Origin of the sequence: Salinicola sp. LHM (genome assembly GCF_034479735.1) — a bacterium.
In the GTDB taxonomy this organism is placed as follows: domain Bacteria; phylum Pseudomonadota; class Gammaproteobacteria; order Pseudomonadales; family Halomonadaceae; genus Salinicola; species Salinicola salarius.
The window spans coordinates 820,570-841,238 of record NZ_CP140261.1; the positions used below are offsets into that span (position 1 = coordinate 820,570).

19 protein-coding genes are annotated in these 20,669 nt (G+C 63.5%); 11 read left to right on the plus strand and 8 right to left on the minus strand.

The window, feature by feature from the left end:
• Nucleotides 1-21 precede the first annotated feature (21 nt).
• The 10 genes from rpsP (at nt 22) to R5R73_RS03995 (ending at nt 9,685) form a co-directional block, all read left to right on the plus strand.
• On the plus strand, nt 22-273 hold the full coding sequence (rpsP, locus tag R5R73_RS03950; RefSeq protein WP_071231752.1) for a 30S ribosomal protein S16: 252 nt from the start codon (nt 22-24) through the stop codon (nt 271-273).
• A gap of 77 nt (nt 274-350) precedes the next feature.
• Complete coding sequence (gene rimM / locus R5R73_RS03955) at nt 351-881, plus strand: ribosome maturation factor RimM (protein WP_071231908.1); 531 nt, start codon at nt 351-353, stop codon at nt 879-881.
• 85 nt (nt 882-966) lie between these two features.
• Nucleotides 967-1,746, plus strand: a complete 780-nt coding sequence (gene trmD / locus R5R73_RS03960; RefSeq protein WP_071231753.1) for a tRNA (guanosine(37)-N1)-methyltransferase TrmD — start codon at nt 967-969, stop codon at nt 1,744-1,746.
• A 162-nt stretch (nt 1,747-1,908) separates the two neighbouring features.
• Nucleotides 1,909-2,265: a 50S ribosomal protein L19 gene (gene rplS, locus R5R73_RS03965; protein WP_071231754.1), complete on the plus strand. Its 357-nt coding sequence runs from the start codon at nt 1,909-1,911 to the stop codon at nt 2,263-2,265.
• 152 nt (nt 2,266-2,417) lie between these two features.
• Nucleotides 2,418-3,305: a site-specific tyrosine recombinase XerD gene (gene xerD, locus R5R73_RS03970; protein WP_322528852.1), complete on the plus strand. Its 888-nt coding sequence runs from the start codon at nt 2,418-2,420 to the stop codon at nt 3,303-3,305.
• Between the two features lie 2 nt (nt 3,306-3,307).
• Nucleotides 3,308-4,057, plus strand: a complete 750-nt coding sequence (locus R5R73_RS03975) for a DsbC family protein (protein ID WP_322528853.1) — start codon at nt 3,308-3,310, stop codon at nt 4,055-4,057.
• Nucleotides 4,058-4,234: 177 nt separating this feature from the next.
• Nucleotides 4,235-5,548 (plus strand): homoserine dehydrogenase, encoded by a 1,314-nt coding sequence (locus R5R73_RS03980; RefSeq protein ID WP_071231757.1) that lies wholly within the window; start codon nt 4,235-4,237, stop codon nt 5,546-5,548.
• 88 nt (nt 5,549-5,636) lie between these two features.
• Complete coding sequence (thrC, locus tag R5R73_RS03985; protein ID WP_322528854.1) at nt 5,637-7,025, plus strand: threonine synthase; 1,389 nt, start codon at nt 5,637-5,639, stop codon at nt 7,023-7,025.
• A gap of 9 nt (nt 7,026-7,034) precedes the next feature.
• Complete coding sequence (locus R5R73_RS03990) at nt 7,035-8,834, plus strand: single-stranded-DNA-specific exonuclease RecJ (protein ID WP_322528855.1); 1,800 nt, start codon at nt 7,035-7,037, stop codon at nt 8,832-8,834.
• Nucleotides 8,835-9,073: 239 nt separating this feature from the next.
• Nucleotides 9,074-9,685, plus strand: a complete 612-nt coding sequence (locus R5R73_RS03995) for a YitT family protein (RefSeq protein WP_322528856.1) — start codon at nt 9,074-9,076, stop codon at nt 9,683-9,685.
• A 25-nt stretch (nt 9,686-9,710) separates the two neighbouring features.
• Here R5R73_RS03995 and R5R73_RS04000 read toward each other — a convergent pair whose 3' ends face one another.
• The 3 genes from R5R73_RS04000 to R5R73_RS04010 form a co-directional block, all read right to left on the minus strand.
• Nucleotides 9,711-10,145 carry a VOC family protein gene (locus R5R73_RS04000; RefSeq protein WP_071231761.1) on the minus strand — a complete coding sequence of 145 codons (435 nt, stop codon included), beginning with the start codon at nt 10,143-10,145 and terminating at the stop codon, nt 9,711-9,713.
• Nucleotides 10,146-10,272: 127 nt separating this feature from the next.
• Nucleotides 10,273-12,816 (minus strand): heavy metal translocating P-type ATPase, encoded by a 2,544-nt coding sequence (locus tag R5R73_RS04005; RefSeq protein ID WP_322529558.1) that lies wholly within the window; start codon nt 12,814-12,816, stop codon nt 10,273-10,275.
• A gap of 227 nt (nt 12,817-13,043) precedes the next feature.
• On the minus strand, nt 13,044-13,487 hold the full coding sequence (locus R5R73_RS04010; RefSeq protein ID WP_110632019.1) for a MerR family transcriptional regulator: 444 nt from the start codon (nt 13,485-13,487) through the stop codon (nt 13,044-13,046).
• Nucleotides 13,488-13,802: 315 nt separating this feature from the next.
• Here R5R73_RS04010 and R5R73_RS04015 point away from each other — a divergent pair, with 315 nt between their 5' ends.
• Entirely contained in the window at nt 13,803-15,134 is a 1,332-nt protein-coding gene (locus R5R73_RS04015) for an OmpP1/FadL family transporter (RefSeq protein WP_322528857.1), read from the plus strand.
• Nucleotides 15,135-15,393: 259 nt separating this feature from the next.
• Here R5R73_RS04015 and R5R73_RS04020 read toward each other — a convergent pair whose 3' ends face one another.
• The 5 genes from R5R73_RS04020 to oppB form a co-directional block, all read right to left on the minus strand.
• On the minus strand, nt 15,394-16,509 hold the full coding sequence (locus R5R73_RS04020; protein ID WP_276233166.1) for a porin: 1,116 nt from the start codon (nt 16,507-16,509) through the stop codon (nt 15,394-15,396).
• A 91-nt stretch (nt 16,510-16,600) separates the two neighbouring features.
• The gene (locus R5R73_RS04025) at nt 16,601-16,918 is read right to left on the minus strand and encodes an EF-hand domain-containing protein (RefSeq protein WP_322528858.1); all 318 of its coding nucleotides are present in this window, start codon (nt 16,916-16,918) and stop codon (nt 16,601-16,603) included.
• Between the two features lie 123 nt (nt 16,919-17,041).
• Nucleotides 17,042-18,640, minus strand: coding sequence for an ABC transporter ATP-binding protein (locus tag R5R73_RS04030; RefSeq protein WP_276233164.1), 1,599 nt, complete (start codon nt 18,638-18,640; stop codon nt 17,042-17,044).
• A gap of 11 nt (nt 18,641-18,651) precedes the next feature.
• Nucleotides 18,652-19,611: an ABC transporter permease gene (locus R5R73_RS04035; RefSeq protein WP_110631995.1), complete on the minus strand. Its 960-nt coding sequence runs from the start codon at nt 19,609-19,611 to the stop codon at nt 18,652-18,654.
• Nucleotides 19,612-19,688: 77 nt separating this feature from the next.
• Entirely contained in the window at nt 19,689-20,615 is a 927-nt protein-coding gene (gene oppB / locus R5R73_RS04040) for an oligopeptide ABC transporter permease OppB (RefSeq protein WP_322528859.1), read from the minus strand.
• Between the last annotated feature and the right edge of the window lie 54 nt (nt 20,616-20,669).

A 20,669-nucleotide genomic window follows, 5' to 3' on the forward strand; every position in this document is an offset into this window, starting at 1 on the left:
AACCGAAGGATTATCAACGCAATGGTAACCATTCGTCTGGCACGTGGTGGCGCCAAGAAGCGTCCCTTCTATCACCTGACCGTTAGCGATTCTCGCGTTTCCCGCGATGGCCGCTTCATCGAGCGCGTCGGCTTCTTCAACCCGGTCGCTCGCGGCCAGGAAGAACGCCTGCGTGTCGATCTGGACCGCATCACCCACTGGCAGTCCCAGGGTGCGCAGGTTTCCGATCGCGTGGCCGAGCTGGTCAAAGAAGCTCGCAAAGCTCAGGCCTGAGTTCGATCATCATGCCGCAAGCGGCTCGCGAAACGCTGTCGGGTGAACCCTTGCCGAAAGCCGAGCAGGACAAGCCCATGCAGAATGACGAGACGCAGCACGTGGTGCTGGGGCGTCTGACCAGCCCGCACGGTGTGAAGGGTTGGCTCAAGGTCTATTCGTACACCAGCCCGGCCCAGGGCATCTTCGACTATCCGGTTTGGATATTGTCGATGCAGGGGCAACGCCAGTCGCGACGTCTGCTCGACGCGCGGCCGCAGGGCAAGAGCCTGGTGGTACGACTGGAAGGTATCGACACGCGGGAGCTGGCAGAGCAATGGGCCGGCGCCGAGGTGTCGATCGAGAAAACGGCGCTACCCGAACTGGATAGCGGCGAATATTACTGGCATCAGTTGGAAGGGCTCGAGGTCGAGACTCGCGATGGCGTCAAGCTGGGGCGAATCGATCATCTCTTCGAGACGGGTGCCAACGATGTGCTGGTGGTCAAGCCCTCCGAGGGCAGTCTCGACGATCGCGAGCGATTGTTGCCGTTTCTGCCTGACGACGTGATCGTTCAGGTCGATCTGGCTGGACGACTCATGATCGTCGACTGGGACCCCGCTTTCTGAAGCGCTGTACGTCGACAGACATGACGCGGCGATTTCGGGAAGCGGCGAACGGCCGATAGTTGGCGGCGGGTAGGAGAAGCGTACCGTGTGGATTGGTGTCGTCTCCCTGTTCCCGGAGATGTTCGAGGCCATTACCCGGCATGGGGTTACCGGTCGCGCCGTCGAGCGTGGCCTGCTGGAAATGGCTTTCTGGAACCCCCGGGATTACGCCACGGACAGACATCGCACGGTCGACGATCGCCCCTATGGGGGCGGCCCCGGCATGCTGATGAAAGTCGATACCTTGCGCGGCGCATTGTCGGATGCGCGCGCCGGGGCGGAAGCCGCCGGTCATCGGCCCAGCGTGATCTACCTGTCGCCTCAGGGGCGCAGGCTGGATCAGGCCGGGGCGCGCGAGCTGGCTTCGCGCGATGGCCTGATCGTCGTGGCGGGCCGTTATGAAGGCATCGACGAGCGCGTGGTCGAAGCCGACATCGATGAGGAGTGGTCGATCGGCGACTACGTTCTCAGCGGTGGCGAGCTGCCGGCGATGGTGATGATCGATGCGCTGGCGCGCGAAGTGCCCGGTGTGCTGGGGCACAGTGCCTCGGCCAGCGAGGATTCGTTTGCCGATGGCCTGCTGGACTGCCCTCACTATACGCGGCCGGAAGTGATCGACGGCCATCGGGTGCCGGATGTCCTGCTCAGCGGCAATCACGAGTTGATCCGCCGCTGGCGACTGAAGCAATCCCTCGGGCGCACCTGGCTCAGGCGCCCGGATCTGCTGGAGAGCCGAACGTTGGATCGTGAACAGCGCAAGCTGCTCGACGAATTCATCGACGAACACGTCGCGGGAAGCGCGTCTTCCGGCGACGGCGGTGCATGAGGCGACAGACCTTCGAACAGGCCTCCGAATAGCGTGATGTTCGAATGCAATAGTTGTCGACATGCGTCATCCACGAGTCCGATTCCGCCCCGACCGCTTGTCGGACGGGCGTCGGGATCACGAAACGTCTTTCGAAGACGTTTCTTCAACGAGGAGCAAGACATGAGCAGCAAGAGTAAAGTGATCCAGGCGCTCGAAGACGAGCAGATGAGCAAGGAAGTCCCGGCGTTCGCGCCCGGTGACACCATCGTCGTCCAGGTCAAGGTCGTGGAAGGCAGCCGCGAGCGTCTCCAGGCTTTCGAAGGCGTTGTCATCGGCAAGCGTAACCGCGGTCTGAACTCCGCTTTCACCGTGCGCAAGATCTCTCACGGTGTTGGCGTCGAGCGTACTTTCCAGACCTACAGCCCGCTGGTGGCCGGTATCGAAGTCAAGCGTCGCGGTGACGTGCGTCAGGCCAAGCTCTACTACCTCCGCGAGCGCAGCGGCAAGTCTGCCCGCATCAAGGAAAAGCTGGGCTGAGTCGGCGCAAGCCGCTGACTTACACGCTCTCGGTCATCCTCGGGAGCGTGCCCGGCAGGAGCAACGGAAACCCCGCGAGTCGTTCGGCTCGCGGGGTTTCCGCGTTATGATGGAACTCTTTCTTTCCACAGCCGTTTTCGTCTCGGAGCTGCATGAACGATCACGACCGACGCGATGCCTTTCTCGATGCGCTATGGCTGGAGCGGGGCGTCAGCGAGCATACGCTGAGCGCCTACCGCCGCGATCTAACGGCGTGGATCGTCTATCTCGAGGCACAGGACGAGCGGCTGCTGGCGCCCGGCGAGACTACCCTGGCCGATTTCGTCGAGTCCTGTCGCGAGCGCTATCACACCCGTTCCATCGCACGGCAGCTCTCCTGCCTGCGACGCTTCTACCGCTGGGCGCTGGCCGAAGGGCTGATGAGTCACGACCCGCTGGCGGAGGTTCACTCGCCGCGAGTGCGGCCCGGGTTGCCCTCGACCCTCGAGGAGCACGACGTGGATCGGCTGTTGATGGCGCCGGACGTGGAGACCGCGCTGGGCCTGCGCGATCGCGCCATGCTGGAAGTGCTCTACGCCTGCGGTCTGCGCGTCTCCGAGCTGGTGGGGTTGACCGTATCGGCGGTCAATCTGCGCCAGGGCGTGGTGCTGATCCGCGGCAAGGGCGACAAGGAACGACTCGTGCCGCTGGGCGAAGAAGCCATCGCCTGGATCGAGCGTTATCTGCGCCAGGGCCGCAACGAGCTGATGAACGACATCCGCCAGCCGCCGCTGTTTCCCGGGCGCCGTGATGGCTTCATGACTCGCCAGACCTTCTGGCACCGGCTCAAGCACTATGCGCAGCTCGCGGCCATCGACAAGCCGCTGTCGCCGCATACCCTTCGCCATGCCTTTGCGACCCATTTATTGAATCATGGGGCCAATTTGCGTGTCGTACAGTTGCTGCTGGGTCACAGCGACCTGTCGACCACGCAGATCTACACCCACGTGGCCCAGGCGCGTCTGGAAGCGCTGCACGCTCAACACCACCCGAGAGGTTGAACATGAGAAGTCGTCTACTGTTGTCCACCGTCGCCTTGCTGGCTGCCGTTCTGGCACCAGCTGTATCGGCCGAGCCGCCGGCCGATCTTGCCGACAAGCTCAACGCGCACGGGGGGCAGCCTCTGCCGATCGAAGCCATCGACGACTCTCCGGTACCCGGGCTCTATGAAGTCCGCCTGCGTGGCGGCAACACGCTCTACTCGGATGCCGGAGGCCAGTATCTGATCGTCGGCGATCTTTACCAGAATGCCGAGGACGGCATGGTCAACCTGACCGAACAGGCGGCCAACCAGCGACGCAAGGCCCTGGTCGACGCCGTGCCCGAGGAGCAGCGCGTGATCTACAAGCCGGCCGGCGAGGTCAAGGCCAGGCTCACCGTGTTCACCGATCCCACCTGCCCGTACTGCCACAAGCTGCACGCCGAGATGTCCCAGCTCAACGACATGGGCATTCAGGTCGACTATCTGGCCTTCCCCCGGATGGGGCCCAATTCGGATGCGGCGCGACAGCTCGCCGAGGTGTGGTGTGCCGACAATCGCTCGGAAGCGATGAGCGCGGCATTCCGCGGTGACAGCGTGGAAGCGTCGAAAAGTTGCCAGGCTCCCATCGCGTCGCAGTATCAACTGGGCGTCGAATCGGGAATCCAGGGCACGCCCGCGATCATTTTCCCCGATGGCAAGATGGTGCCGGGATACCTGCCGGCGAAGCGGTTGGCGGCCATGCTCGGCATCGATGCCAGCGGTGATAGCTGATACCCGGCAGGATACCCGCGAGTCCGCTTGACAAGGGGGGCTGGGCTTTCTACCGTGACCGCCCTTCAGGGCGCTTTGTGCCGGGAATCCGTACAGCAAAGAATGGGAAGCCGTGACAGCGGCTTCCGCTCCGGAGGGCGATGCGGCGAGTCAATATCAGCAGGGGAGAGCGACATCTTGGATCCGGTGAGAGTGGGTATCTGCGGGCTGGGCACCGTGGGCGGTGGCACCTTCGACGTTCTGACGCGCAACGCCGACGAGATCGCTCGTCGGGCGGGTCGCCCCATCGTCATCGAGCAGGTGGGTGCGCGGCGCGACAATCCTGACTGCGACACTTCCGGGGTCAAGGTGACACGCGACATTTTCGAAGTCGCGCGCAATCCCGACATCGATGTGCTGGTCGAGCTGATCGGCGGCTACGACGTCGCTCGCGAGCTGGTCATGACCGCGATCGAACATGGCAAGCACGTCGTGACCGCCAACAAGGCGCTGATCGCCGTTCACGGCAACGAAATCTTCCAGGCAGCCCACAAGAAGGGCGTCATCGTCGCCTTCGAGGCTGCCGTGGCCGGTGGCATCCCGGTGATCAAGTCGCTGCGCGAAGGCCTCGGCGCCAATCGCATCCAGTGGCTGGCCGGCATCATCAACGGCACCGGCAACTACATCCTGACCCACATGCGCGACGAGGGCCGGGCGTTCGAGGACGTCCTCGCCGAAGCCCAGGCGCTGGGCTATGCCGAGGCCGACCCAACCTTCGACGTCGAGGGCATCGATGCCGCCCACAAGCTGACGATCCTGGCCTCCATCGCTTACGGCGTGCCGCTGCAGTTCGATCGTGCCTACACCGAGGGCATCGCCCGGATCACTGCCGAAGACGTCGAGCAGGCCGATAACCTGGGCTACACCATCAAGCATCTGGGCATTACCCGGCGGGGCGACAACGGCGTCGAGCTGCGCGTCCACCCGACCCTGATTCCGAAGGAACGGCTGCTGGCCAACGTGCATGGCGTCAAGAATGCCATTGCCGTGATGGGCGACGCCGTCGGCCCGACGCTCTACTATGGTGCCGGTGCCGGCGCCGAACCCACGGCCTCGGCAGTGGTCGCCGACCTGCTGGACGTCGCGCGCAACATTGCCACCGCGCATCGCTACCGTGTGCCCTATCTTGCTTTCAGCGGCATCAACGACGAAGCCAACGCGCTGCCGATCCTGCCGATGGAAGAGATCGTCACGGCCTACTACCTGCGCCTGCTGGCGGTGGACCGCCCTGGCGTGCTGGCGCGAGTCGCGACGATCCTGTCCGAGCAGACCATCTCGATCGAGGCGATCATCCAGAAGGAAGCCACCGAAGGCGAGCTGGTGCCGATCATCCTGCTGACGCATCGCACCCGCGAGCAGCACATGAACGATGCGATTCGCCAACTGGAATCGCTGGCCGATATCGCCGGGCCGGTCACGCGGATTCGTGTCGAGTCGCTGGACGAGCAGTAATAACTTCAGTTCCGAGCTGTAAGCCGCGAGCCCGAGCGGGTTGTGCTCGAAGCCCGCAGCTCGAAGCTCGTCACTCACGGAGTGAAATATGCGTTACATCAGTACGCGCGGCCAGGCGCCGGCGCTGAATTTCGAGGAAGTGGTACTGACCGGCATGGCCGTCGATGGTGGCCTCTACGTGCCGGAGACGGTGCCGCAGCTGTCGCAGGAGGAACTCGCCTCGATGGCGGGGCTCTCCTACGCCGATATCGCTTTCCGGGTGATGAAGCCGTTCGTCGGCGGCGAGATCGACGATGAAACCTTCCGTGGGCTGGTGCGCGATGCCTACGCGACCTTCAGCCACGACGCCGTCGTCCCGCTCAACCAGCTCGATGCCAACCACTTCCTGCTCGAGCTGTTCCACGGCCCGACGCTGGCATTCAAGGATGTCGCGCTGCAGCTGCTGGGGCGCATTCTCGATCATTTCCTGGCCAAGCGCGGCGAGCGGGCGGTGATCATGGGCGCCACCTCCGGTGACACCGGCTCGGCGGCGATCGAAGGCTGCCGCCACTGCGATCATCTGGATATCTTCATCCTCCATCCGCACAACCGGGTCTCCGAGGTGCAGCGGCGCCAGATGACCACGGTGCTGGCGGACAACGTTTTCAACATCGCCATCGAGGGCAACTTCGACGATGCCCAGGCGATGGTCAAGGCGAGCTTCGCCGACCAGGCGTTCCTCGATGGCGCACGGCTGGTGGCGGTCAACTCGATCAACTGGGCGCGCATCATGGCCCAGATCGTCTACTACGTCGCTGCCGGCGTGGCGCTGGGCGCGCCGCATCGCGAAGTCAGCTTCTGCGTGCCGTCGGCCAACTTCGGCAACCTCTTCGCAGGCTACATGGCCTACAAGATGGGCCTGCCGGTCAAGCAGTTCATCATCGCCACCAACGCCAACGACATCCTGCACCGCACATTGGCCGACAACGACTTCTCCAAGCGCGACCTGGCGGCAACGCTGGCCCCGTCGATGGATATCGTGGTGTCGTCGAATTTCGAGCGGTTGCTGTTCGACGCCTACGACCGCGACGGCGATGCGGTGCGCGAGCTGCTCGAGCGCTTCCAGCAGGAGCCGGCCGTGCTGGCCGAGGCGCCGCTTGCCAGGCTGCGCGAGAAGTTCTCCAGCTTCAGCGTCGACGACGACGCCATTCTCGAGACCATTCGCGACGCGCATCATCGCACCAAGGAGCTGCTCGACCCACATACCGCCACCGGTTACCGGGCGGCGGAGCAGGCACGCGCCGATGCGGTGACGCCGATGATCACGCTGGCGACGGCGCATCCGGCCAAGTTTGCCGAAGCCGTGGTCCGGGCCGGCTTCTCCGGCGTGCCGCTGCCGCCTCATATGGATGACCTGCTCGAGCGCGAAGAGCGTTACAGTGTGCTGCCCGCCGAGTTGAAAGCGGTACAGGCATTCGTCGCCGACAACCGTCGCTGAGCGTGACCAATGCTTGACGCCGCTGCCAAGCCAGATTACGCCCGCTGCCGCATCCAGCCGCGTCTGCGCGACGAGGATGTCTATCGGCGCGGGCTGGCCGCCGGGCTGAGCGAGCTGCAGGCACGGATTCTCGCCGGACGTCTGCCAGGGCACGACGGCCCGCTGGAGGCGCTGACCGCACCGGCGCTGCGCTATCTCAGCCATCCCGAGCAGCTGTGCGATGCCCGCCGTGGCGCCGAGCGCATCGCGCGAGCGGTGAGCGAGGGCGAGCATATCGGCATCCTGACCGACTACGATGTCGACGGCATCACCTCGCATGTGGTGATGCTGCGCTCGATGACCGAGCTGTTCGGCGTGCCGTCCGCGAAGCTGCACAGCCTGATCGGCCACCGCATCAACGACGGTTACGGCATCAGCCTACCGCTGGTCGAGCGCACGCTGGCGCTGAAGCCGCGCCCCAGCCTGGTGATCACTGCCGACTGCGGCTCCTCCGACGAACCGCGGATCGCGCGCCTGCGCGAAGCGGGGATCGACGTCGTCGTCACCGATCACCACGCGCTGCCGATCGAAGGGCCGCCGGCTTCCGCCTACGCCACGATCAATCCCACGCGCTCGGACTGCGGGTATCCGGACAAGACCATCGCCGGCTGCATGGTGGCGTGGCTGATGATGTCGCTGACCCGCTCGGTCCTGATCGAGCAGGGCGTGCTGTCGTCGTCCACGCCCAAGCTTTCGCCCTGGCTCTCCTACGTGGCCCTGGGGACGGTGGCGGACTGCGTGTCGCTGGGGGCGAGTGCCGCCAATCGCGCGGTCGTGACCTACGGCCTGCGGCTGATCAATCGGATGGAGGCTGCCTGCTGGCGGGTCATGGCGGAACGCCTGGGTGCCGACAGCGTGCCGTTCAATGCCGAGACGCTGGCCTTCCAGATGGGGCCGCGAATCAATGCCCGCTCGCGGCTGGACGACCCCTACGCCGCGCTGCACTACATGCTGGCCGCCGAGGATGGCGTCGCCCGCCAGCATCTCCAGGTGCTGGATGATGACAACCAGGCCCGCAAGGCGCTCGAGGCCGACATGGTCGAAAGCGCCCGCGCGCTGGCCAAGCCGCAGCTGGCGGACAACCTGCCGGCGCTGGTGATTCATCTGCCGGAGGGGCACGCTGGCGTGCAGGGCATCGTCGCTTCCCGGCTGGTCCAGTCCTACGGGCGTCCGGCGCTGGTGCTGACGCCCGCTACCGCGCCGGACATGCTGACCGGCTCCGGGCGCTCCATCGAGGCTCTGCATCTGCGCGACGCGCTGCAGCGGGCCCACGAGCTGTCGCCGTCGAGCCTGCCGCGTTTCGGGGGGCATCGCGGCGCTGCCGGCGTCGGTGTACCGCTCGCCGAGCTGGAGTCGTTTCGCCACGCTTTCCTGCAGGCCGTGCGAGAACAGCTCGGCGAGCGGGAGCTGTTCCCGATCGTATGGACCGATGGCAGTCTGAGTGCATCGCAATTGACCCTGGCGACGCTGGACGAGCTCGACGCGCTGGCGCCCTATGGCCGCGAATTCGACGCGCCGCTGTTCGAAGCCGAATTCTTTGTCGAGCAACTGCGCCCGGTCGGTGCCGAGGGCAATCATCTGATGCTCGAGCTTTCCTGCGACGCGGTGGTCAGCCGGGCGATCTGGTTCCGCGCGCTCAATCCGGGCGAGGCCGCGCCGATCTCGCTGGGCGACCAAGTGCGCTGCGCCTTCAAGCTTTCCCGCAATCGCTGGAAAGGGCGCGAGTCCCTGCAACTGATGGTCGAACACGCCGAGCGCCTGACGGCCTGACGTTTTCCGCCTCATTTCCCCATCCTTTCGCGTACTTCATTGGCTGCCGCCACGAGGCCTGTCGTCCCGAGTCGTCGGGATCGGGCGGGTTCGGGGTCGCCTCGAGCGGACGTCTTGACGATATAATCGCCGGGTCGCCGGCCGGCCCCGTTTTCGGGGCTTGTCCGGACAGGCGCCACAAGCGCCGACTCATGGATCCACTGCCTACCCGACAGTGACAAGACAACAAGGATTGCTCGATGGAAACGACGTACCGTCACCGTTCCTATGAAGACGTGCTGGCCATTCTGCTGGGATCGTCATGCGCGGCGCTGGGGTTGGCGCTCTATCACCATGCCGAGATTCTGATCGGCAGCACGGCGGGCCTGGCGCTGCTGGTGACCTACGTGACCGGCTGGAGTTTCGGGCTCGTCTTCTTCGTCATCAACCTGCCGTTCTACTGGCTGGCCTGGCGGCGGATCGGTCATCAGTTCACCTTCAAGACCTTCGGTGCGGTAGCGCTTTTGTCGTGGATCTCCTGGATGCTGCCGAGCTGGCTGGAGATCGGCGAGGTCGATCCGCTGTTCGCGGCGCTGGCGGGGGGCAGTCTGATCGGCCTGGGCGTGCTGTTTCTGTTACGCCACCGTGGCAGTCTCGGCGGGTTCAACATTCTCGCGGTCTATCTGCAGGACCGTTACGGTTGGCCGGCGGGCAAGGTGCAGATAGCGCTGGATAGCCTGATCATGCTGCTCGCGTTCTTCGTGCTGCCGGTGACCAATGTGCTCTATTCGATCGTCGGCACCGTAGTGCTGGGGGCGATTCTCACCATCAATCACCGCCCGGGGCTCTACGCCGGCATCAGCCAGAGTTGAAGGGCTGGGGCTGGGCCGGCACAGCTCAATAGTTGGGCCACAGCCCCGGCGTGACCAGTTCGAGCAGGTGGCCGTCCGGGTCACGAAAATAGAGACTCACGCTCCCTTTCGGCCAGCGGGTCCGGCCTTCGATCTCGATGCCCTGATCGGCGAGATGCGCTTCCCAGTCGTCGAGACTTTCGGCCGGAATCGCCAGCGCCAGGTGCTGGCGGCCGTCGCCATCGTGTGGCGGGATGGTCCCCATGCCATTCGGCAGGCGGACCGTCTCGCCGGTCTGGCCCCGCTGGAACACCAGCAGCATGGTGTTGCCGGTGGGATAGGCGGTGAAGCGCTCGTCCTCGAGATGGGGCTCGAGCCCGAGCACGCGCGTGAAGAAGTCCCGGGCCTGCTTCATGTCGGCCGTGTAGAGAACGCTTTCGATGACCCCGCCCAGCGGCGGGGCAGGTTGTGGTGAAGTCATCGCTTTCTCCTTGCTGGCTTCGTCCCTTTGCTGGCTTCGCTCTGGGGTGGCTGCCATCAGCCGCTCAACCAGAACCACCAGACGATGAACAGAATCACGGCGATGCCCAAGGTGTTGAGCAGAAGTATCATGCCGTCGCTTCCTTTGCGCTTGCGTTGGTCTGGATTGTCGAACCTTGGCCGCTATCGGGCCGGAACAGCCGTAGCCGGTTGGCATTGCTGACCACCGTGACCGAGGAGAGCGACATCGCCAGGGCCGCGATCATCGGCGACAGCAGCATGCCGGTGAACGGGTAGAGTATACCGGCGGCAATCGGGATGCCCAACGCGTTGTAGCCGAAGGCGCCCCACAGGTTCTGCTTGATGTTGGAGAGCGTGGCACGGCTGATGGCGATGGCGTCGCCGACGCCGTGCAGCGAGTTTCGCATCAGCGTCATGCCGGCGCTTTCGATGGCGATATCGGTGCCCTGGCCGATGGCGAAGCCGACCTCGGCCTGTGCCAGCGCCGGTGCATCGTTGATGCCGTCACCGACCATGCCGACACGTTCATCGCGTTGCTGCAGCTCGGCAATGGCCTGTTGCTTGTCGCCGGGCATCAGTTCGGCGCGAACCTCGTCGATGCCCGCTTCCCGGGCGATGGCTTCGGCGGTGGCGCGATTGTCGCCGCTCAGCATTACCACGGTCAGACCCTCGGCCTTCAGCCGCGAGATCGCCGCGCGGCTGTCCGCCCTCAGCGCGTCACGAATACCGAACAGGGCTGCGAGTTCGCCGCCGATGGCGAGGTAGATCACGCTGGTCGCCTGTGCCTGCCACTGCTCGGCATCGGAGGCGGCAGTGGTCACATCGATGCCGTGCTCCTTCATCAGTGCGGCGTTGCCCAAAAGCACTTGGCTGCCGTCATCCAGAGCCGCGCTGACGCCCCGGCCGGTCAGGCCCTGGAAATCACGGATCGTCACATCGTCCGCCGTATCCCCGACGTGTTTCAGCAAGGCGTCGGCCAGCGGATGCTCCGAGCCGCGCTCCAGGGCGGCCACTACGGCATCGACGCGCGCTTGCTCCAGCCAGTAGCGGCTGTCGGTGACCCGCGGCTTGCCCTCGGTCAGGGTGCCGGTCTTGTCGACCACCAACGTGGTCAACCGACTGGCGGTCTGTAGCGCTTCGCCGTCGCGAATCAGGATGCCGTACTCGGCGGCCTTGCCGATGCCGATCATGGTCGAGATCGGTGTCGCGAGGCCCAGGGCGCAGGGGCAGGCGATGATCAGTACGGTGGTCGCCGCCACCAGCATGTGTACGAGCTGCGGCGCGGGACCAAAGTTGAACCAGAGCAGCGCGGTGACGACGGCGACGATCATCACGCTGGGCACGAAGATCGCCGAGACCTTGTCCGCCAGTGCGCCGATCGGCGGCCGCGACTCCTGGGCGCGGGAGACCTGGTCGACGATGCGTCCCAGCCGGGTGTCGTCGCCGACATGGCTCGTGCGATAGACGAGGGTTCCCTTGCCGTTGACGGTGCCGGCGCTGACCCGATCTCCGGCCGCCTTGCGTACCGGTTCCGGCTCCCCGGTGAGCATCGACTCGTCGATGAAGCTCTCTCCCTCCTCGACATCGCCATCGACCGGCAGGCGTTCGCCCGGGCGCACCCGGATTCGATCGTTCACCCGAACCTGCTCGATCTCGATATCGCGCTCTTGTCCGTCGCGAATCACCCGAGCCGTCTTGCTTTGCAGGTCGAGCAGACGGGACAGCGCCTGGCTGGTACGTCCCCGAGCCTTGAGCTCCAGCGTCTGGCCGATGCCGATCAGACCGATGATCATCAACGACGCTTCGAAATAGAGATGTCGGGATCCCTCGGGAATCGCCGTCGGGAACAGCACCACGGCCATCGAATAGAGCCAGGCGGCGGCACTGCCCAGGGCGATCAGGGTATCCATGTTGGCCTGATGATGACGGAACGCTTTCCAGGCGCCGTCGAAGAAGCGACGACCCGCGGTCGCCAGCACGCCCAGCGTGGCCAGCCCCAGGAGCAGCCAGATCCAGCGCTCGCCGCCCTCGAGCTGCGGCATATGGAAGAACATCGCCAGCATCATCGGTACGCCCAGCGCCAGGCTGACCGCCGATTCGATCGCATGGCGACGGGCCTGCCGAGAGGCATTCTGCTGACGCTTGGCGGATGCCTCGCGTAGATCCTCGATCGGCGAGGCGCCATAGCCGACGTTCTCGACCGCCGCGATCAGATCGGCGATGCTGGCCTGGCCGCTGACCTGGGCCGTCTCGCTGGCGAAGTTGACCTGGGCATGCTGGACGCCGGGGGTTTTCGAGAGCGCTTTCTGCACCGCGTTGACGCAACCGGCGCAGGTCATGCCACTGATCGATAGTCGCTGTAGCTGGCCGGCCTCCATCGTCTCGTCCGCCTGGCTATCGGATGGGGCGGCGTCGTCGGATGGCCGGGGATCGTCGGTCCGGTCGGGCTCGCTCTCACGCGCCTCGGTCTCGGCAGCTGCCTCGTCTGCGGGCGGATAGCCGGCCGCGGTCAACAGCTGAGCGACCCGATCCCGTGATAGCGTGCTGTCGACTTGAAGTCGGTGATCGGCGGGTTCGCCGCTGGCTTCGGCCTTGGCGTCCTCGGCCTGAACGGCCTCGCGCATGCGCTTGACGCAGCCCTGGCAGCTCATCGCCGGGATGGTGAAAACGTGTGACCCGTGCTCGGTGGCCGGGGGATAGCCGGCCTCGGTCAGCAACTGGGCTATCCGATCCCGTGGCAGCATGCTGTCGACTTGAAGTCGGTGATCGGCCGGTTCGCCGCTGACTTCGGCCTTGGCGTCCTCGGCCTGAATGGCCTCGCGCATGCGCTTGATGCAGCCCTGGCAATGCATGGCATCGACGCGGTATTGGTAGCGGTTCATGCGTTCCTCCTTGCCGGAGCGCAGCACTCATCGTGGGTATCGGGCGTCTGCTCGATCAATCGGCAGATGCTGTGGCCATCGGGCGTGCCATCCGGCAGCCGTGACCAGTCGCTCATCGCTCGCTCCATGCGATCCGCCAGCGCCTGGAGCTCGCGGATCCGGGCATGGATCTGCGGCAGGCGAGCGGCCAGCAGGTCGCGCACCAGCGGGCAGGGCGAGTCGCCTTGATCGGCCTGCTCGAGAATGTCGGCGATCTCCTTGAGGCTGAAGCCCAGCGTTCTCGCTCGCTGGATGAAACGTAGCCGGTCGAGATCCTGCTGATCGAACAGCTGATAGCCGTTGTCGGGGTCACGGCGCGGCTTCAACAGCGCCTGGCGCGTGTAGTGGCGCACCGTCTCGGCCGTGACGCCGGCAGTTCGGGCCAGTTCGGTTACCTTCATCGGATGTCCTCGCTGATCCATGGATAACATCAGTCTAAAACCTAGGTGTAGCCCAAGGGTCAAGCGCTGCCATCACGTAGCCCGATGCTGTAAATCGGCGCTTTAGCGGTTGGTCTTACGACTAAAGAAATTTCCAAAAAGCGATTAAAACGACCGTTTGCGCATTGACGCTAAATCGCCATTCCGTCAAAACGGATATCGAAAAGTCCAGTCTTCTTACCTTGGGGAATGGCTCAGATAACAATGGAATTACCGACCGCATTAACAGGCGGGCAAGACGCCGCGGCGGCTTCCTGAGTCCAGAGGGAATCAATCATGATGATTCGTTATCACCGTCTGTCATTGGCCATCGCTTTGGCGGGCATGGCAGCATCGGGGCAGGTCTTTGCCGCCTCCTTCCAGCTTCAGGAACAGAGCGTCAGCGGCCAGGGCACGTCCTGGGCGGGGCGTGCCTCCAACGTGCAGGATGCTTCCATCGTCTATGGCAATCCGGCGGGAATGTCCTTTCTCGATCGTGCCCAGATCACGGCTGGTGCTGACCTTATCGATGCCAGCGCCGATATCGATGAAACCAGCGGAACTCAGCCGGCGGTCACCGGCGTCGGCGCTGGCGGGCCGGTCATCGGCGCCGTTCCCTCCCAAGGCAGTAACGATGGCGACATGATTCCCCACAAGGCGATCCCGTTCGGTTACTACGTGCAGCCGATCAACGACCGCTGGACCTTTGGCCTCGGCGCCTACGTGCCATTCGGTCTGGTTACCGACTACGATGACGATTTCCAGGGCCGCTACTTCGGCAATTACAGTGAAGTCGAGGTATTCACCGTCCAGCCGACGCTCTCCTATCGCTTCAGTGACCAATTCGCGATCGGGGTCGGTGTGACCTGGAACCACATCAACGGTGAGCTTGAAAGCAAGACGCCCAATCCCTTGCCGGCTACGATGGGCGGCACCGGTGACGGCACCGTCAATGTCGAAGGCGACGACGATGCTTGGGGTTATAATATCGGCATGATCTACAAGCCGGTGGAATCGACGACGCTTGGCTTGACCTATCACTCCAAGGTCGACTTTGATCTTGATGGGGACGTCGATTACGAGAACGTCTTCAATGCTGCCAACCCCTTGTCTCCGACTACCACCACTAGCGATGCGGGGCTGGCGATCACGTTGCCGGAAACGATCGACTTCTCCGTGACGCACCAACTCGACGATCGCTGGACATTGATGGCTGGCGCGAGCTACATCCGCTGGAGCCGCTTCGATGAAATCAGCGTGAATGTCGGATCGGACGCGCCAACCGGCGATATCGTCGAGGAACAGAAGTATGACGATGTCTGGCAATATCGGGCCGGCTTGTCTTATCGCGTCAACCCCCAGTGGATCCTGCGTACCGGCATCGGCTATGACGAATCGCCAATCAACGATGAGCATCGTAGCCCACGCGTACCTTCGGCCGATCGAACGCTGGTCTCGATCGGTGCCGGCTGGACACCGATCGATGATTTGACCATTGATGCGGCCTACAGCTACATCTGGGAGGATAGGGCGGACGTCGATCTTCAGGATGCCAACGGTACCTCTTACCACGCCGAGTACGACAACAGCTTGAACCTGTTTGGGCTGCAGGCGACCTATCGCTTCTGATTTCACGACCATAGCGTTAACACGACCCCGGCTCAGGCCGGGGTTTTGCTTTTTGAGAGTCGAGTCAGGCGCCCGCGGCCGGCTCTCTTCATGCATTCTGTTTTGCAAAAATACGGCTACTTTCGCAAAAAAGCCGCTACCAATGGCAGCGGCAATCGATCGTCAGGAACAATATCCCGGTGACGTAGCTTCCGAACGTTTGCACGGCGTTCTGGAAACGGTGGCTCCGGTCGGGACCGGAGTCACCTGGCGACAAAGGTTAGAAGTTATAGCGCACCAGCAGGTCAGTCTCGTCGTTGGCGTAGTCGCTGTCGTCGGCATTTCTCGAGTCGTCGAACTTCTGTTCGACCGCGAGAATCAGGTTGTCGTCGAACAGAAGCCATGCCGCGCCAGCGAGATAGAAGGCGTTGCGGGCATCCGAATCGCGGTCTTCCAGACGGTTCAGGCCCGTATAGAGCTGTACCGTGCCGGGTACCTGATTCTTGACGTTGTAGAGCGCAACGCCTTCGTAGCCGCGTGCCTCGTCGACGATACCGTCGGCGTTCTCGACACCGCTGAAGTTACCGTCGCGAATCAGGTTGTGGTATTCGCCCGCGGTCAGCGCGAAATACCAGTTTCCGGGAGTCCAGCGCGCGCCTAACAGTCCCGCGTCGACATTCTCCGATTGCTTGCCTCCGCCCGCGCGTTTGCCATCGATGTCACTATGGGTATAGGTGAAGCCGAAGGACCATTCATCGGTGGGCTGGTAGACTGCGGCCCCCTGGGCCGTATAGTTGCGTTCGAAACCTGTCAGATTGCCGCTGTAACCTGACGAAGCGGGAACGTCGTCGCGTGAAGTCTGATAGAGCAAGCCGAGCGTCCAGTCGCCCCAGCTGTTCTTGTAGGAGATGGCATTGTCGGGCCGGCCGTTACCTTCGATGCCGCCATCACCATTGACGCCGTTGAAACTGCCCTGAGCGGTGGCGCCGTTATACCAGAACCAGTCGGTCCATACGCCTACCATGTCGTACCACAGTGAATACTGCTTGCCGATCAGAATGGTGCCGTAATCATCATGGCTGACACCGGCATAGAGCAGGCGCTTGTAATGCTCGTCGCTTCCGTTTTCAAAAAAGGGCGTGAAGCCCCATTCAGCGCGCGCAATAGAGGACCAGCCGCCCTTGAAGTTGTGTTCGTGAATCAGGCGAACGCGAGAACCCGCGTTGGTCGGATCGTGATCGTCATGGACGTCGTCGACGAAGCTGCTCCCCGCCGCGATGCGCCCGCTGAAGGTCAGCTTGTCCTGAGTCGTTTCGTATAGCGTCACGGCCAGAACGGATTGGCTGGCCAAAAGGGTCCCGGTAGCGACGAGGGTCGCCACAAACGTTTTATTCATCATGATGACTCTTGCTAACTGTTTTTATAAAGAGTGTTCACTCGTTTAAAGAGTGCGATCACTGGTTCGATGATATTGATCGCTTGTGCGATCAGTTGTTATCGACGGCCTGGCTGTTCAGAAACTCTCCCAGCGAGAGTTGGCGATCGCTGTCGATATCAGCAGTGCCGAACGCCCCCATCAGATCGGAATCCGAGCGCGCTTCGCTGACATCGATGACGCCGTCGCCGTCGCTGTCCAGGGAGTGGAATCTATCGACCAGCTCGGGTGGTGCGCTCATCTCCAGCTTGCCACGCTCGAAACTGCCGGCACCGTCACCTGCCGGGGTGTAGTTCTGGCAACCTGCCAATGCCACTAGTGCAGTGAAGGAAAAGAGTCCCGTTGTTATGGACTTTGTACTCAAGAACATCTTTGGCTCCCTTTCAGGAGTGGGGTTTGGGGTGTAATCCCCGCTTTTTGGCCGCAGATGTCCCAGGCGGGTGTCCTTGGGGCATCCGCGGCCAAATTCTGTTGTTATTGGAAGAGAAAGGCGTTAGGCGGCTTCGCTCTCCAGAAATGCCGCTTTCAGCAGCGCCTGGGTATAGGGTTCTCGTGGATTGGAGAAAATCGCTTCCACCGAGCCGTGTTCGATGACGCGGCCTTCCTTCATCACCATCACATCGTCGGAGAGCGCGCGCACCACCGAGAGATCGTGGCTGATGAAGAGATAGGTCAGGCCGTGCTTCTTCTGGAGGTCGCGCAGCAGGTCGATGACGCGAACCTGGACCGAGCGGTCGAGCGCCGAGGTTGGCTCGTCGAGCAGCAGCAGTTCCGGCTTGAGGATCAGCGCACGGGCGATGGCGATACGCTGGCGCTGGCCGCCGGAAAACTCGTGGGGGTAGCGGTTGCGCATGGCGGGGTCGAGGGCGACCTCTTCCAGCGCGGCGATGACTTCCGCCTCGCGCTGGCGGCGGTTCATTTCCGGATGATGCACCTTGAGGCCTTCGCTGATGATGTCGCCCACCGTCATGCGCGGGGAGAGCGAACCGAAAGGATCCTGGAACACGACCTGTAGACGCGAGCGCAGCGGACGCATGCCGGACTTGTCGAGCCCGGAGATGTCGGCCTCCTCGAAGCGGATGTCGCCTTCGGACTTCAGCAGTCGCAGCAGGGCGCGGCCGAGGGTCGACTTGCCGGAACCGGACTCGCCGACGATGCCCAGCGTCTCGCCGCGGCGAATCGACAGGTCGATGCCACGCACGGCCTCGAAGTACTCGCTCTTGCCGAACAGGCGCTTCTTGAGGGGGAAGCGCACCTTGATATCGCGCCCGCTCATCAGCACCGGTGCGTCTGCCGGGGCGGGCTCCTTGCGCCCGCGCGGAATGGCGTCCAGCAGCATGCGGGTGTAGTCGTGGCGGGGGTTGTCGAACACCTCGAGCGTGCGGCCGCTCTCGACCACTTCGCCATAGCGCATCACCGCGACGTGATCGGCAAAATGGCGAACGATGCTCAGGTCATGGGTGATGAACAGGATCGCCATGCCGTACTCGGCCTGCAGCGACTTGAGCAGCTCGAGGATCTGCGCCTGGACCGTGACATCGAGCGCCGTGGTCGGTTCGTCGGCGATCAGCAGCTTGGGTTCGCAGGCCAGCGCCATCGCAATCATCACGCGCTGACGCTGACCGCCGGAAAGTTCGTACGGATAGCTGTCGATGCGCCGCTCCGGCTCGGGGATGCCGACCTGGTTCAGCAGCTCCAGCACCCGCTGGCGATTGGCGTTGCCCGTCAGTTGCTTGTGCTTGACCAGCACCTCGCCGATCTGGCGACCGATACGGTGCAGCGGATTGAGCGAGGTCATCGGCTCCTGGAAGATCATCGAGATGTCATTGCCGCGGACACGGCGCATGCGCTTGGGCGTCACTTCGAGCAGGTCCTCGCCGTTGAAGCGGATGGCACCGGTGGTCTCGGCGAGCTCGGGCAGCAGGCGCATGGCGGCGGTGGAGGTCACCGACTTGCCGGAGCCGGATTCGCCGACCAGGGCCAGCGTCTCGCCCTCGGCAATGGTGAAGCTCACGTCCTTGACCGCGGTCACCGGGCCGGTGGGCAACCGGAACGTCACGCTGAGCTTGTCGATTTCGAGCAAAGAACTCATGAAACGGCTCCTTAGCGTGTGCGCGGGTCGAGGGCGTCTCTCAGCCCATCGCCCAGGAAGTTGAGACAGAACAGCGTCGCCGCGAGGAAGAACGACGGCACCAGCAGCATCCACGGCGCGCTTTCCATCATGTCCACGCCCTCTGAAATCAGCACGCCCCAGCTGGTCAGCGGCTCCTGCACGCCGAGTCCCAGAAACGACAGGAAGCTCTCGAGCAGGATCACCTTGGGTACGGTCAGGGTGACGTAGATGATCACCGGTCCGATGGCGTTGGGTATCAGGTGGCGGGTGACGATCTTGGTGTCGCGCACGCCGAGCGCATGGGCCGCCTCGATGAACTCGCGGCGTTTCAGCGCCAGGGTCTGGCCGCGCACGATACGTGCCATATCGAGCCACTCCACCGCGCCGATGGCGGCGTAGATCAGGAAGATGTTGCGGCCGAACACCACCATCAGCAGGATCACCAGGAACATGAACGGCAGCGAATACATGATGTCGACGAAGCGCATCATGTAGTTGTCGACGCGACCGCCCAGATACCCCGAGATGGCGCCGTAGAGAACGCCGATCACCAGGCTGACGAAAGAAGCGACCAGCGCCACCGACAGTGACACGCGCCCGCCATAAAGCACGCGGGTGAGCAGGTCGCGGCCGTTGGCATCGGTGCCGAGATAGTGCGCGCCTTCCAGCGTCGGACCGGTGCCGAAGGCGTTCCAGTCGACTTCGGCAAGCCCCCACGGCAGCAGCCACGGGCCGACGATGCAGACCACGATGATCGCGATCAGCAGGCCCAGGCTGGCCATGGCAGCGCGGTTCTGACTGAGACGACGCCAGGCGTCGCGAGCCAGGCTTTCACCCACCGGTGCCGCGCCAGCTTTGGGGTCTGGGGATCGGGGCGGATTGGGGCCGCCGGCGGGTAGCGGGGCGCCATCCGGCTGTTCGCCGCTATAGGGCTTGGATTCGGATGTCATCAGCGGCCTCCCTGTTCTTGGTCATGATCGTCATTGTCATGCTCGGATCATCGTCACGGTCGAGTCGTTGTAGTGAATCAGTCGTCATAGCGGATCTGGGGATCGAGTGCCGAATAGAGCAGGTCGACGATCAGGTTCATCAGCACGATCAAAACGCCGTAGAAGACCACGGTACCCATCACCAGGGTGTAGTCGCGGTTGAGCGCGCCCTGCACGAAGTAGCGGCCGATGCCGGGAATGCCGAAGATCTGCTCGATGACCACGGAACCGGTGATGATCCCGGCGATGGCCGGGCCGAGGTAGGACATCACCGGCAGCAGGGCGGGGCGAATGGCATGGCGCCAGATCACCTCGCCCTCGTTGAGCCCCTTGGCGCGGGCGGTGCGGATGAAGTGGCTACCCAGGACCTCGATCATGCTGGCGCGCATCATCCGCGCGATATAGGCGATCTGCTGGATCGACAGTGCCACGACCGGGAGCACCAGATTGGGCAGGGCGCCGCCGTTCCAGCCGCCCGCCGGCAGCCACCCCAGCAGCACCCCGAACACCAGCGCGAAGATCGGCGCGATCACGAAGTTGGGAACCGCGATACCGGTCAGCGCCGTGCCCATGACCAGATAGTCGATCGTCGAGTTGCGCTTCAGCGCCGCCGCGATGCCCAGCGGCAGTCCGACGATCAGCGCCAGCAGTATCGCCAGCCCCCCGATTTCCAGACTTACCGGGAAGCCCTGAATGATCAGCTCGGTGACCGAAAAGTCCTTGTACTTGAACGACGGCCCGAAATCGCCCTGGAGCAGATTGCCCATGTAGCGCAGGTACTGCATCGGCAACGGCTCGTCGAGATGATAGGCCGCCATCAGATTGGCCTCGATCTCCGGCGGCAGCTGGCGTTCGCCGTCGAACGGGCCGCCCGGCGCCACCCGCATCAGGAAGAACGAAATCGTGATCACGATCAGCAGGGTGGGGATAGCCTGCAGCAGGCGCTTGAGGGTGTAGATCAGCATGTGTTGCGGCCTCTTCTCGGCTTGGCTGCGGTCATGAATAACTCTCTAGTCGGC